The organism is Ancylomarina sp. 16SWW S1-10-2 (assembly GCF_009669305.1).
In the GTDB taxonomy this organism is placed as follows: domain Bacteria; phylum Bacteroidota; class Bacteroidia; order Bacteroidales; family Marinifilaceae; genus Ancylomarina.
Map to the genome: position 1 here is coordinate 194791 of NZ_SADB01000003.1, position 16146 is coordinate 210936.

Here is a 16146-nt window from a genome sequence, read left to right on the forward strand (position 1 = left end):
TCTAATAATCATAAATGAAACTTGTTTTCATAGATTAATTACTTGAGTAAATTATCCCGTTTTGTTTTAAGTTTTATAAGTCACGCTCATAAATAGTGAAATTTCTGTGCTCTGTTTTTTTGAGTAATTCGATCCAATTTGCTCAGTTTATATGACTATTTCTTCAATAATAAGTTCAAATGTATCATTATTAACATTTGAACACCCTTCAGAAACATTAAGACACTTTTGTTTCTAACATCAGTTTTACTTTAGCAAAAGATTTTGAATGAGTTTGTATGGACCTTTTATTTTGAGTGCCCATTTCGAAATCTTAAAAGAGAAATAAAATAAAACTAATTAATAGAGGTATGAAATACGGACATTTCGATGATCTAAATAAAGAATACGTAATCACCAATCCACAAACACCTTTTCCTTGGATTAATTATTTGGGTAATGAGGACTTTTTTGGTTTAGTTTCGAATACAGCAGGAGGATATGCCTTTTATAAAGATGCCAAGTTTCGTAGGTTAACACGCTATCGTTATAATAATGTGCCTATGGACAATGGAGGTCGCTATTTTTATATCAAAGATGAAGACACCATTTGGAGTCCTGGATGGAAACCAGTAAAAACACCTTTAGATAAATATGAATGTCGTCATGGTTTAAGTTACTCCAAAATAATGGGGGCTAAGAATGGCATTAAAGCAGAAAGCACCTTTTTTATTCCATTAAAAACGTGGGCAGAAGTACATCATGTGAAGTTGACAAATGAAGGAAAACAGCCTAAAAAGCTAAAGTTTTTCTCTTTTATGGAATGGTGCCTTTGGAATGCCGAAGACGATCAGAATAACTTACAGCGTAATTTAAATACTGGAGAGGTTGAGATCGAAGGGTCAACAATCTATCATAAAACAGAATACAAAGAACGTCGTAATCATTACGCTTTTTATAGCGTGAATACACCTATTAATGGTTTTGATACTGACAGAGAAAGCTTTGTTGGATTATACAATGAACTTTCAGAACCACAGGCTGTTTTGAATGGAAAACCTGGCAATTCTGAAGCTCACGGTTGGTCGCCTATAGCATCGCATTATATTGAGGTGGAATTACAGCCGGGTGAATCAAAAGATCTGATTTTTGTATTGGGGTATGTCGAGAATCCTGAAGAGGAGAAGTGGGAAAGTAAAGGGATTATCAATAAAAAACCTGCTTTGGCTATTCAGGAAAAATTTAATACCCTTGAGAAGGTCGAAGCCGCATTGGCAGACCTTAAAACGTATTGGGAAGATTTATTGAGCATTATAAATATTGAGAGTAAGGATGATAAGCTAAACCGTATGGTTAACATCTGGAATCAATATCAATGTATGGTTACTTTTAATATGTCGCGTTCGGCATCATTTTTCGAAGTAGGTATTGGACGAGGCATGGGATTTCGTGATAGTAATCAGGATCTAATTGGTTTTGTACATCAGATACCTGAACGTGCTCGTGAGCGGATTATCGATATTGCGTCTACGCAGTTTCCCGATGGTGGATGTTACCATCAATATCAACCCTTAACCAAAAGGGGTAACGATGCTGTTGGTGGTGGTTTTAATGATGATCCTCTTTGGCTGATACTTGGTGTGGTTAGTTATATTAAAGAAACAGGTGATTTTTCAATTCTTGACGAAATGGTGCCTTTTGATAATGATGAAAGTTTAGCGAAAACCTTGTTCGATCATCTTACCGTTTCTTTCAATCATGTGGTGAATAATCTTGGTCCCAATGGTTTACCCTTAATTGGCCGTGCCGATTGGAATGATTGTTTAAACCTGAATTGTTTCTCTACCAATCCGAATGAATCCTTTCAAACGACAGAAAATAATACAGAAGGCTCAAAGGCTGAATCGGTTATGATTGCTGGTTTGTTTGTGGTTTATGGAACCGACTATGTTGAGTTGTGCAATCGAATAGGTAAAAATAAAGAGGCAAATAGAGCGCTCTTAGAAGTAAATAGAATGACTGATGCTGTGAAAGCAAATGGCTGGGATGGTGAGTGGTTCTTGAGAGCTTATGATTATTATGGCAAAAAGGTAGGATCAAAAGATAATGAAGAAGGAAAAATATTTATAGAATCTCAGGGCTGGTGTACCATGGCCGGAATTGGAAGTGAAGATGGCCTTTGTGAAAAAGCATTAGATTCAGTAAAAGAGCATCTTGATTGCGATTATGGTATCGTATTAAACAATCCACCATTCAGCAAATATGTACTCGAATATGGTGAGATATCTACTTATCCTGCAGGATACAAGGAGAATGCGGGTATATTCTGTCATAATAATCCTTGGATAATGATTGGTGAAACTCGACTAGGACGTGGTGAAAGAGCTTGGGAATATTATCAGAAAATCAGCCCTGCTTATCTCGAAGAAATTAGCGATTTACATAGAACAGAACCTTATGTATATGCACAAATGATTGCAGGTAAAGATGCCTATTTGCCAGGAGAAGCAAAGAATTCATGGTTAAGTGGTACTGCAGCATGGAACTTTTATGCCGTTACACAATATATTCTTGGCATTCGCCCTGAATATGAAGGTTTAAAAATTGATCCTTGTTTACCATCGTCAATCCAAGAATATGTCTTTGTACGTAAGTTTCGTGGAGCAACGTATAAAATTAAAATTGTGAATGGCGAAAAAGGAAAAGGTGTCAAGTCGTTGATAGTGAACAGTGAATCTGTTAAAGGGGATGTTATTCCATTACAAAAAGTAGATGTAGAACATCAGGTTGAGGTAGAGTTATTTTAATAAAATATGAATAAAAATATGAATAAATTGATATGGACTTTATTAATGATTGGTTTAATCGTTAGTTGTAAAGCGCCTCAAAATGAGATAAGTGAAAAACAAAAGCTATTCGATATTTTACAATCGGTTAAAGGAAAAGGTATTTTATTTGGTCATCAGGATACGTATGCATACGGTTATACTTGGAAAGATGTTGAAGGAAACTCTGACGTGAAAAGAGTTACTGGCGATTATCCAGCCGTATTTGGTTGGGAATTAGGTGGTATAGAAAAAGGTGTGAAAGCTAATTTGGATACTGTATCATTCGTAAATATCAGGAAATATGCACTTAAAGCTTTTGCTCAGGGTGGTGTGAATACGTTTAGCTGGCATCCTTTTTCAGCAACTAAGAGAGTTGATTCATGGAATACGACAGAACGTGTTGTCGACAAAATTATACCTGGGGGAGCGTATCATGAGGCATTTAAGAAAGATCTAGATGCATTGGCCGACTACTTAAACAGCATTGTTACTGAAGATGGTGTTAAAATACCTTTTATTTTCCGCCCTTGGCACGAGATGGATGGTACTTGGTTTTGGTGGGGTAGAACGTCTTGTACTCCCCAAGAACTTAAAGATTTGTTTCAGTTTACCGTTAAATATCTTAGAGAGGATAAGGGAGTAGATCAAATGCTAGTTGCTTATTCGCCTGATAGAAATTTTAATACAATAGAGGACTATTTGACTTGGTATCCTGGTGATGAATATGTGGATGTTATTGGTATGGATAACTATTATGATCTTTACACCAAAGGTCTAGTGGATGAGGCAATTAAGAAATTACATGTAATCATAAAGTATGCTAACGAAAAAGGGAAAATATCTGCATTAACAGAAACGGGATATGAAAACATTCCTGATTCAACTTGGTATATAAATAAACTTGGTGTCGTGTTAAGCGATAGTATTGTGGCGGCTAATATTAGTTACACTTTGGTTTGGCGCAACGATCCTTTAAAACATTTCTTTTTTCCATATCCAGGGCAACCTTCGGCAAAATATGCTAAAGAATTACTAGATAGAGATGGAATATGGTTATTAAACGATTTGGTAGAGTTTAATAAACAAAATAAATAACTGATCATATAATTTAAGACCGATGTCTAAAACTATTTTTAATACAAGACTTAAGGAAATTAAGGCAAAATATGTTGAGCTTATTTCTAAACGAAATAAGTCCCTGTTTTGTGATAATGGTGTATATAATCGTTATGAATTCCCCGTTTTAACACGGAACCATATCCCCTTGCATTGGCGTTTTGATTTAAATGAGGATGTAAATCCTTATTTAATGGAACGTATAGGTTTCAATGCGACGTTTAATGCAGGTGCCATCAAACTTAATGATAAGTATGTGTTGGTGGTACGAGTAGAGGGGAATGATAGAAAATCATTTTTTGCAGTTGCAGAGAGTCGTAATGGTATCGAAGGTTTTGAATTTTGGGATAAACCAATAGTTATGCCTCAAACCGATAAGCCTGATACTAATGTGTATGATATGCGCCTGACTCAACATGATGATGGATGGATTTATGGTGTATTCTGTACAGAACGAAAGGATCAAAATGCCCATAAAGGAGATACAAGTAGTGCTGTTGCTGCAGCCGGAATTGCTAGAACAAAGGATTTAATTACTTGGGAACGTTTACCCGATTTAATATCAAGTACTGGTCAACAGCGTAATGTAGTGCTGTTTCCGCACTTAGTCGATAGTCAATATGCTTTCTATACCCGTCCACAAGATGGTTTTATTGATACTGGTGATGGTGGAGGAATTGGCTTTGGACTTTCAAAAACAATAGAAAATGCTGAAGTAAATGAGGAAGTAATTGTTGATGCCAAAACGTACCATACCATTTATGAGGTGAAAAATGGATTAGGTCCAGCACCAATTCGAACTGAAAAAGGTTGGTTGCAACTTGCTCATGGTGTAAGAAATACAGCTGCTGGATTAAGATATACTTTGTATGCTTTTTTAACCGATTTAGATAAACCTTGGGTCGTAACTCACAGGCCGCATGGTTATTTAATAGCACCTTTTAAGGATGAACGAGTAGGCGATGTTTCTAATGTTGTATTTTCTAATGGATGGATAGCTGATGATGATGGCAAATTGTTTATTTATTATGCTTCGTCAGACACTAGAATGCACGTGGCAACAACAACTATTGATCAACTGGTAGATTATTGTATTAATTCGCCACAAGATCAGTTGTATTCTCATTTGAGTGTTCAATCAATTAATCAACTAGTTGATAGAAACAAGGATTATATGCATTTGTTAAAATAATATTTGACTTGTTTTTTTTAATATAATGTTAATTAGAAGATTAATAAAATCAAAGAGTTTCATGATAGAAAAGGTTTCATTACGAGAAAAAATTGGTTATGGATTTGGAGATGCAGCATCATCCATGTTTTGGAAGATATTTTCCATTTTTCTCCCTATTTTTTATACAGATGTATTTGGTATTTCAGCTGCAGCTGTTGGTACAATGTTATTGGTTACTCGAATATGGGATACCGCAAACGATCCCATTATGGGCATTGTATGTGATAGAACAAATACTAAATGGGGAAAGTTTCGTCCTTATTTACTTTGGATAGCCATTCCATTTGGAATAATTGGCGTCCTCATGTTTACAACTCCTAATCTTAGTTTGTCAGGTAAAATTATATATGCTTATATCACTTATACTCTAATGATGATGGCCTATACAGCTATAAATGTACCCTATGCTAGCTTGTTGGGAGTGATGTCACATAAATCTGATGATAGAACATCTTTTGCTTCATATCGAATGATTTTTGCTTTTGCTGGTAGTATTTTGATTGTACTTATTTATCAGCCTCTAATCGACTGGTTTAAGGGAAGTTTTAGCGAAGCAACTTCCTATCAATTTACCATGATAATAGTAGGTTTAATAGCAATTTGTTTTTTTCTGATCACATTTTTATGGACAAAAGAACGAATTTCTACTCCTAAAGAGCAAAAGAACAATCTGAAAGAAGATATTAAAAATTTGGCAGGTAATATCCCCTGGTTCATTTTATTAGGATCAGGTGTTGCAACTCTAATATTTAACTCAGTTAGAGATGGTGTGGTGTTGTATTATTTTAAATACTACATTATTGATGACGCAGCATTCACTTTTTCATTTACCATGCTAACATTTAGTACTGTGTATTTGTTTTTGGGACAAGCAACCAACATGATTGGGGTTATGATGGCCAAATCTGTTTCAGCACTTTTAGGAAAACGAAAAACATTTATGTACGCTATGTTTACAGCGGCATTCTTAAGTTGCTTGTTCTATTTTGTGGATAAACAAAATTTATGGTTGATCTATTTATTACAAGCTTTAATTAGTTTTTGTGCTGGTATAATTTTCCCATTATTATGGTCGATGTATGCTGATGCTGCAGATTATTCTGAATGGAAATCAGGACGTCGAGCAACGGGTTTGGTTTTCTCTGCCTCTAGCATGTCTCAAAAATTAGGTTGGACTATAGGTGGGTCTATAACACTTTGGTTATTGGCTTTATATGGTTTTGAAGCTAATGCCGATCAATCTCCTGAAACAATTAAAGGAATAAAATATATGATGAGTTTTGTTCCTGGTGTGGCAGCACTAATTTCAGGACTAGTTATTATGTTTTATCGATTAAGCGATAAAAAAATGCTAGGTATCATTGCTGATTTAGAGGAGAGAAGAAAGTAGAACGAGTTATTGTGTATAACCAAAAGAAGTAGAAAATGAAATATGAATATGTATTAGCAGTAAGCTGTTTGTTTTTGTTTATTGGGTGTCATCAACAGAATTTAGAAAGTCTATCTGTGATATCACTTAATGAGGGCTGGTCTTATAAAGAAGTGGGTGGCAATCATTACGGAGCGGCAACTGTGCCCGGAACTATACACACAGATTTGTTAAATAATGGACAGATTGAAGATCCATTTGAAGGAACGAATGAAAAAGATTTACAATGGATTGATAAGAAGGATTGGGTTTATGAAACGTCCTTTGTTTTAAGTAAAGAAACATGTGATAAAGATAGATTAGAGCTCCACTTTAACGGATTAGATACATATGCCGATGTCTATTTAAATGATCATTTAATTCTTGAAGCATTTAATATGCATAGAGAATGGACGGTTGATGTAAAATCCTTCATAAAAGAAGGCGATAATAAGCTTAAGATATACTTTCATTCTCCTATAAAAAGAGGTTTGGAGTTATATGATGCATCACCATATGCTTATCCAGCAAATAATGACCAATCTGAGAATGGTGGGCTAAAGAATAAAAAAGTTTCAGTTTTTACAAGAAAGGCAGGATATCATTATGGATGGGATTGGGGACCAAGATTTGTGACTTCTGGTATTTGGCGTTCAGTTGAGTTAAGGTGTTGGAATGACTTGAATATTCAATCTGTTTATATCAAGCAACCTTCAGTAAGTGCAGAAAAAGCAAAATTGGTTGCTTGTTTAGATATCAACTCGGAAAAAAAGATTAATGGAGAAATAAAAATTTTCAACCATTCTGATCATGTTGAAGTGGCTAATATGACTGTTCAAATGAAGAAGGGAATCAACAATATTTCATTAGCGTTTGAAATAATAAATCCTAAATTATGGTGGCCAAACCATTTAGGAGCTCCCAATATCTACAATTTTGAAGCACAAGTGCTTGTAGATGGGAGTATTGTTTCAAAAAAATCACTTTCAATAGGTTTACGTTCAGTTAAATTAGTTCGAGAAGCCGATAAGGATGGTGAATCATTCTTATTTGAAATAAATGGCGTTAGAGTATTTGCAAAAGGAGCTAATTATATTCCAAACGACAGTTTTTTACCTCGTGTTACTAAGGCTGATTACGAGAAAGTAGTAGCTGATGCCGTTGATGCAAATATGAACATGCTGCGTGTTTGGGGAGGTGGAGTATATGAAGATGATTATTTTTATGAGTTGTGCGATCGTAAGGGTATTATGGTGTGGCAGGATTTTATGTTCGCCTGTTCTATGTATCCTGGTAATGATGAAATGCTTGAGAATATAGAAAAAGAAGCTATCGACAATGTTACTAGACTTCGAAATCATCCTAGTATTGTTTTATGGTGTGGTAATAACGAAATTAATACGGCATGGCATCAATATGGCGAAGGTGGCTGGGGCTGGAAAGAACGCTATTCTAAAGAGCAGCAAAAGGAAATTTATAAAGCTTATACCGATATATTCCATAAAATATTGCCTAAGGTTGTTGCTGATTTAACAGATTTAGATTATTGGCCTTCATCTCCACAGGCTGGTTATGAGCCCAATAGGCATGCTAGTGATGTGACTACTTCTGGTGATATGCATTATTGGGGCGTATGGCACGCTTTACATCGATTTGAGGACTTTGATAAATATAAATCTCGCTTTATGAGTGAATATGGGTTTCAATCTTTTCCCGATTTTGAAACTGTGAAAACTTATACTACGCCTAATGATTATGACATTGAATCAGATGTAATGACAGCTCATCAACGAAGTGGAATTGGGAACCTTCGTATTAAAGAATATATGGGTTGGTATTATAATATTCCTAAAGATTTTGAGCAGTTCCTATATATGAGTCAAGTGCTACAAGCACGTGGAATTTGTATGGCTATTGAGGCTCATCGAAGAGCCATGCCGTATTGTATGGGGTCTTTATACTGGCAAATAAATGATTGTTGGCCTGTTGCAAGTTGGAGTAGCACTGATTATTATCATAAGTGGAAGGCTGTTCATTATGCTGTACGTGATGCATTTAAACCAATCATGATAAGCACTGTTAATAAAGGAAATAATGTAGATGTTTTTGTCGTATCAGATTTACTGAAAGATAAAAATGCACAGTTGAAAATGCAGGTTATAGATTTTAGCGGTGAAGTATTGTTTCAAAAAACAGATGATATCACAATTAACAAGAATACGAGTACAAAACTAGAGGTGTTAAAGACCTCTAATATTTCACATTTTAAGAAATCTGAAAATATATTGGTTTTAAGTTTATTTGAAAATGGAAAGAAGATAAGTACAAAGATTCATTATTTTGATGTTCCCAAAAATCTCAAATTACCTAAAACAGATATTTCAATCGATATAGAAGAAACAAAAGAAGGAACATACCTAAATGTGTCATCCAATGCCTTGGTTCAAAATTTATATTTGTATGACAAACGCTCAGGTTTGGTACTACAGGATAACTATTTTGACCTATTACCAGGTGAAACGAAACGAATTAAAGTTTTAAGTTCCACATATTCAGTTAATTTGGATAGTGTTAACTATAGGTACATAAGGTGTTAACAAATTGACACAAACGTTTTCATTAAATGATATACATTTGGTCAGGTTAGTTTAAATCATTTTAAAAGTATCAGTAAAAGTAAGAAATCTTATTTATAAGGTTTTTTATTTTGCTCAAAACACATAGTGTATGAAATACAATAAGTAGCGGGTAAATATAATTTGTCATTTAATTAAATTTAATCTTTATGAATATGAATCTACGATTATTTGGAGTGATTGTCTTGTTGCTGATGGGTAATACCATTTTTGCTCAGAACAGGACAGTGACGGGAACAGTAAAGGATGATATGAATCTACCTTTACCAGGTGTTTCCATCTTTATTGAGGGTACAACTCAAGGAACAACAAGTGATTTTGATGGTAACTTTATTTTCTCTATACCAGAGACAAATGTTACTCTTGTTTTTACTTTTATTGGTTTTAAGAACCAACAGATTAGTGTTACAGACCAAACAACAATAAATGTTCAGTTATTACCTGATACTGAAAATTTAGAGGAAGTTGTTGTCGTTGGTTATGGTACTATGAAAAAGAAATTAGTAACAGGGGCTAATTTAAATGTTAAAGGTGATGAATTAGAAGCCTTAAATACAGCTAATGCGATGGACGCGATGAAGGGAATTACCCCAGGTTTAAATATCGTTCAGAACAATGCGCAACCAGGTGCTGGTAGCAAAGTGTTTATTCGTGGTGTTGGAACCACAGGTAACTCACAACCCTTGTATATTGTTGATGGTGTTACTCAGAGTAATATTGATTATTTAGGTACAGGAGATATTGAAAGTATTGATGTACTTAAAGATGCTGCATCTGCTGCTATATATGGAGCACGTGCTGCCAATGGTGTTATACTTGTTACCACTAAAAAAGGGAAGAAGAATATGAAAACTAGAGTATCTTACGAAGGATATTATGGTATTCAGAATGTTCGTAAAACACCAGATTTGTTGAATGCTCAAGAGTATTCTTTAATAATGGATGAAGCTCGTATTAACAGTGGTTTGGCTCCTAACGATTATTCAAAATTAGTACCAAACTGGGATAAAATAGCTAGTGGAGAATGGGAAGGAACTAATTGGTTCGAAGAGGCAAGAGTTAAAGATGCTGTTGTTCAGAGTCATTCTGTAAATATTGCTGGAGGTGGTGAGAAATCAGTATTCTCATTAGGTTATTCTTACTTTGATCAGGATGGTGTAATGGGAAAACAATCGAATTCTTTTTACAAAAGACATACCGTACGTTTGAATAGTGAGCATTCTCTATTTTCTAATAATGAAAGAGATATTATTAAGGTTGGTCAGAATTTCACATTCGCAAATACAAAAAATAACACCTTAAGACAGGGAAATCAGTACTATAATGATGTACGTAATTTTGTAAGTACAAGTCCATTTATGTCTGTGTATAGTGGAGATAAATATCAATATGCAATCGATTGGAATCCTCAAGAGCCAAATCCAATAGCTTTGATGGATTATTCTACTAAATATGGCGAAAATGATAATAATACTGTTGTAGGTTCGGCATATGTAACTATCGAGCCTATTAAAAATTTAGTTGTACGATCAGAGCTAGGTATTAACGCTTGGTGGGGAGGAAATAGAAAATGGACTCCTAAATACAATTTATCACAAGTAAATGTAGAAGCTAGCGATAAAGTTGAGCAGAATGCATGGAGTGGTCACACTATGATGTTTACCAATACGGCTACCTATGATTTTAGTCCAATTGAAGGGCATAGTTTTTCGGTAATGGCTGGTAATAGTATTGAAAAAACAGTTGTTTCATATAATGTTGGAGCAGTTGGTAGAGAAAGTTTATTTCAATCTTATAAAAATGCATATGTGGATAATACAAAGAGTATTTCTAGTGCATCAGGTAACGATAATTATGGCGGTGATTTAATGTCATATTTTGGACGTTTCTCGTGGAATTATAAAGAAAAGTACATCTTCTCTGCTATGGTTAGAGCTGATGGATCAAGCAATTTTACTAAAGATAATCGTTGGGGTGTATTCCCTTCATTTTCTGCAGGTTGGGTTTTGACAAACGAAAGTTTTATGGAGAACACAACCGATTGGCTTGATTTCTTGAAAGTTAGAGCTAGTTGGGGACAAGTTGGTAATCATTCAATATCACCTTACTTGTATTCATCTTCAATTGGTTATACAACGACATCAGGTGGTGGAACATATTACGATTCATCTTATGGGTTTGGAAGTAATAAAGGAACTCCTGGAGCTTCTAGTTCTACTCGTACAATAGGTTCGTATCCTGCTCGTATTCCTAACGAAGATATTACTTGGGAAACATCAGAACAGTTAAATATTGGTCTTGATTTTCATTTATTAAACTCAAGATTACAAGGCGCTGTTGATTGGTATAAAAAAGACACTAAAGATTGGTTAGTATGGACTCAAGTGCCTTCTCATAATGGAATTGATGGTCAAATGATTAATGGAGGACAGGTTACGAATCAAGGTCTTGAAGTTTCATTAAGATGGCAAGATAAAGTAGGAAGTGATTTCAAATATGGAGCATCATTATCTTATTCGTATAATAAAAATGAAATTACAGATATCGCTAATACAGAGGGGATTATTCATGGTCCTAGTAATGTGTTAAGTGAGTCAACTGGTGAAATGTTCCGAGCTAAAGTAGGAGAGCCAATAGGTTATTTCTGGGGATATAAAACTGACGGTGTTATCCAAAATACTGCTGAAGCAAGTGGTTGGGTTGCTCCAGTAGGAGCTGATAATGCGGGTCAACCTTATTTCGAGGATCAAAAACCTGGTGATTTACGTTTTGTAGATCAAAATGGTGATGGTAAAATTAATGATGCTGATAAAGTTAATTTAGGAAATCCAAATCCTAAACATATACTTGGTTTACAGCTTAATACTGAGTATAAAGGCATCTTTTTAAATGTAACAGGTAATGGTGCATTTGGCCATCAAATAGCTAAGTCGTATCGATCATTTGGTGATTCTCCTTTGCAAAATTATACAACCGATGTATTTGATCGTTGGCATGGTGAAGGAACATCAAATTCTCGTCCACGTGTAGATTATGCTATTGGACGTAATGCTAAGTATATATCAGATATTTATATACAGGATGCTGATTATTTTAAAATTAGTAATATAACTCTTGGATATGATTTTAAGAAACACATTAAACAAATTGAATTTTTGAGTGATGCGCGCATATATGTTACACTAAAAGATTTCTTTGTGATTACAAATTATGATGGTATGGATCCTGAAGTTGGATGGGGACCAGATAATTATCAATGGTCTTCAGGAATTGATTTGGGTTTATATCCTGCAGCTAGAACTGTATTAATGGGAGTAAGTCTTACTTTTTAACTAATAAATCTAATTAAGAGATGAAAAATATATTTCTATTATCCATATTAGCCTTTGCACTCTTAACAGGTTGTGGAGACGATTTCCTAAATAAGGAGAATCTTTACGAGAAAGATTTAGATAACTATTATAGCAATGAAGCTGACGTTGATGAGGCACTTGTTGGTGCTTATTCATGTTTAGCAGTTGATGAGGGACGAAATCATCCTATGTTGATTGCTAATATTCAGTCTGACGATTGTTTCGCAGGAGGTGGTTCAACAAATCAGGTTCCAGAAGATATAGATAAATTTACAAATGAAGCTGGAGGTGATTCATTTTTACATATTTATGAGCGTTGCTATCAAGGTATCTTTAGAATAAATACACTACTTGAAAAATTTGATAATGTAACTTATACCGATGAAAAACTTGCAAAACAACAAAAAGGTGAAGCGCAATTTTTAAGAGCTTTCTTTTATTTTCGTTTAGCTCATCTTTTTGGTGAAGTTCCTCTTCAGCTAGAATCTGGATTACAATATTTGCCAAAATCAGATGCGGCTGCTATATACGCACAAATTACAACTGATTTAAAAGCTGCTATCGAAAACTTACCAAATGATAAGTACACAGCTACTTGGGCAAGTACTAATAGTGGACGTGCTACCAAATGGGCAGCACAAGGTTTGATGGCTCGTGTTTATTTGTTTTATACCGGTTATTACAAGCAAGCTGCTTTACCATTAAACGATGGTAGCTCTGTAACTAAAGCAGAGGTTGTTAGTTGGTTGAATTCTTGTATCGACGAAAGCGGTCATGATCTATTAGCTGATTATTCAAGCGTATGGCCTTATTCATTTTTAAATGATACATGGGCTCAAGATGGTCATATTGAAACTGTTTTTGCAGTGAAGTATACCAATCAGGGTATCTGGTCAACAGATGGTAGAACCGCTTATTGTAATCAAATGTGCCTATATATAGGTATGCGTGGTGCTGAGTATCCTCCTTACGGACAAGGATGGGGTTTTGCTCAGGTATCACCAAAATTAAAAGAAGCAATGAATGGTGATCCTCGTTTAGCACTTTCGGTTATCGATGTAGATACTGATGTTTCTGGTTACGAATATGGAATTGATCGTAATCATGAAGAGACTGGTTTGTATAATAAAAAGTACAACCCTATTGTTGCTGACGATGGAGAAGGAAATGTAAGAGGTATGTATTACAACCTATATGGTGGTTTAAATGCGAATATGCAACTTTGGAATATGCAAGATGATATTATTCTTCGTTTTTCAGATATTTTATTAATGCAGTCAGAATTAACAGGTGATGCTACTGGTATTGATAGAGTTAGAGCTAGAGTTGGCTTGGCATCTGTAGGAGCTGGATTAGACGTTATTAAGAAAGAACGTCAATCTGAATTAGCTTTTGAAGGTGTTCGTTATTACGATCTATTACGTTGGGGTGATGCTAAAGTTGCTTTAGAGGCAGCCAATGGTCAGCCTATGAAAAATTCAGGTGTTGATGGAACTTATAATGTAACTTTTAATCCAGATCGTGCTTTCCTTCCTTTACCAGAGTCACAAATCAGACTTTCCGAAGGTCAGCTTACTCAAAATCCTGGATGGGAATAATAAAACATAATCAGGAGAATATTGTTTGTATTCTCCTAATGTCTTATTCTTTTAAACTTAAAAATTTAATAAAATGAATAAAAATACAATATATCTATTTATTGTTGGCGTGTTGATGTTTGCAGCATGCGATCCAATAGAAGACAGACAGTCATTAGACCCTACAAAAACTGAAAGTGAATTATTAGAAACGGTATCGGTAACTGTAGATGGAAATACGGTCTTATGTGAAACAACTGAAACAAGTTCTATTGTTCAATGGAATTCTACTTCTGGTTGGATGGCTACAGGTCCAATGCATGAGTTTGTTATTGCCTTGGCAGGCGATTATCAGGTTGATATTAGTTTTTATGGTGGCGATAAAGTAGTTACTGTTTCTAAAAATATTACGATTGCACAAGATGATCCAGAATTTTTTGATCATCCATATTGGCAATTATTAGCTAAAACAGCAGAAGGTGCTAAATCTAAAACATGGGTTTGGGCTGATGATAATACGTATCAACCCGACTGTGTATGGGGTAAAGGTGGATGGTTAGGTACTACCGCAAACTGGTGGGGTCCGTCAGTAGCAGATGTTATTAATGATAAAGGTATTTCCTTATCTGACAAAGTAACTTTCAGCATGGAAGGTCTGAAATTTGATACCGAATCAGCTGCAGCTCCTGGAAATGGCTCAGGATCATGGGTTCTTAAAGTTGGTGGTGATAATATAGTAAACGATGCTGATGGTAATCCTCTTTATGAAGGTACTTTATCTTTAACGGGGCATACGATTCCTTGGGGTATTGATGGTGATCATGGAGCTATTACTTATTATGAATTCTATATCGTTTCTCTTACCGAAAATGAGTTGAGACTTTGCGTAGAAGCATCTGAAGAAGGTGGTGCTGCATGGTACTGGCATTTTAAAAAAGAAGGTTATAATTACTAATATTGAAATTGAAAAATATATGACTATGATCAATTCAAAATATATAAAGAAACAATTAGTGCTTTCTATTGCGCTAATGGGGCTTGGAGCAAGTATGTTGTTTACTGCTTGTACTAAAGAAGATGTAATGGAGCCTATGGGAGTAGATTCTCCTATTGTTGAGGCTCCTGCAGAAGTAATTCCTCCAGCATTTGTAATTACCGATTTTTCACCGCTTACGGGCTTTAGTGGTAATCTAATTACCATCAATGGAGAGGATCTACAAAATGTAGAGTCTATAACTTTTCCAGGAGGTGAAATAGTACTTGCTGAAGATTTTAAAGAACATTCACGAAAACTAATCTCTGTTGAGATTCCTAGTCCTGTTCAGAAAGGAGCTTTAATGCTTAATACAACTGTTGATGATGCTACTGTAGCTATTCCAACAGAAGTTGAATTCTCTGTTTTGGCTATAAGAAAGTTAAGTCAAAAACCATTATTAGCTACTGATGTTATTATTTCGGAGACACCCGATGCACCTGATGATGTTATGGTAGGCTGGGGTCTAAACTGGAGTGGACAACCATTTTTTAAAATTGTTTCGGATGATCCTGAAGAACCAGGTAATACATATATCAAAGGAAACGGTGACGCTATCGGTAATAGCGATTGGGTCTGGGGATGGGCCAGAAATGGATTAGATCGAGATTTTGGTGCTAGCAAATCGACTCATAATTTACGTATTGATATAAAATTAACTAAAGCATTTGGCGGAACGCCTCGTTTCTTTTTCTTGATAAACAAGGAACAAGTAAACTTAGGCAGTCTTGGTTTTGGTCCTGATGATACATTTGATGGTTGGTTTACATTGGAAGTAGATTTATCTAAATATGGTAATTTATCAGAAGGGAATATTGTATCAGCTGGTAAAGATTGGGGTCTTTGTATGGATTATGTTGGTGGAACAGCTGATGTAACAGGACTTTATATGGATAATTTCCGTTTTACAGCAAAATAAACAGTCTAGTTGATAAGAAACGTAATTCTTATCTAGATAAATAGAATAGAGCCGATAATTCAA

General features: G+C 35.0%; 9 protein-coding genes. All 9 read left to right on the forward strand.

Annotated elements, in window-relative coordinates; genetic code table 11:
- The first annotated feature begins 350 nt into the window (after positions 1–350).
- Positions 351–2786, forward strand: a complete 2436-nt coding sequence (locus EMN46_RS03715; RefSeq protein WP_154199326.1) for a glycosyl transferase — start codon at positions 351–353, stop codon at positions 2784–2786.
- Positions 2787–2804: 18 nt separating this feature from the next.
- The gene (locus EMN46_RS03720) at positions 2805–3902 is read left to right on the forward strand and encodes a glycoside hydrolase family 26 protein (protein ID WP_195715175.1); all 1098 of its coding nucleotides are present in this window, start codon (positions 2805–2807) and stop codon (positions 3900–3902) included.
- Positions 3903–3924: 22 nt separating this feature from the next.
- Positions 3925–5115: a glycosidase gene (locus tag EMN46_RS03725; protein ID WP_154199328.1), complete on the forward strand. Its 1191-nt coding sequence runs from the start codon at positions 3925–3927 to the stop codon at positions 5113–5115.
- Between the two features lie 61 nt (positions 5116–5176).
- The gene (locus EMN46_RS03730; RefSeq protein ID WP_154199329.1) at positions 5177–6547 is read left to right on the forward strand and encodes an MFS transporter; all 1371 of its coding nucleotides are present in this window, start codon (positions 5177–5179) and stop codon (positions 6545–6547) included.
- A gap of 35 nt (positions 6548–6582) precedes the next feature.
- Entirely contained in the window at positions 6583–9162 is a 2580-nt protein-coding gene (locus tag EMN46_RS03735) for a glycoside hydrolase family 2 protein (RefSeq protein ID WP_154199330.1), read from the forward strand.
- A gap of 188 nt (positions 9163–9350) precedes the next feature.
- Entirely contained in the window at positions 9351–12533 is a 3183-nt protein-coding gene (locus EMN46_RS03740; RefSeq protein ID WP_154199331.1) for a TonB-dependent receptor, read from the forward strand.
- Positions 12534–12553: 20 nt separating this feature from the next.
- Positions 12554–14152 (forward strand): RagB/SusD family nutrient uptake outer membrane protein, encoded by a 1599-nt coding sequence (locus EMN46_RS03745; RefSeq protein ID WP_154199332.1) that lies wholly within the window; start codon positions 12554–12556, stop codon positions 14150–14152.
- Positions 14153–14225: 73 nt separating this feature from the next.
- Entirely contained in the window at positions 14226–15086 is an 861-nt protein-coding gene (locus EMN46_RS03750; RefSeq protein WP_154199333.1) for a hypothetical protein, read from the forward strand.
- Positions 15087–15111: 25 nt separating this feature from the next.
- Positions 15112–16083, forward strand: coding sequence for an IPT/TIG domain-containing protein (locus EMN46_RS03755; protein ID WP_154199334.1), 972 nt, complete (start codon positions 15112–15114; stop codon positions 16081–16083).
- Positions 16084–16146 lie beyond the last annotated feature (63 nt).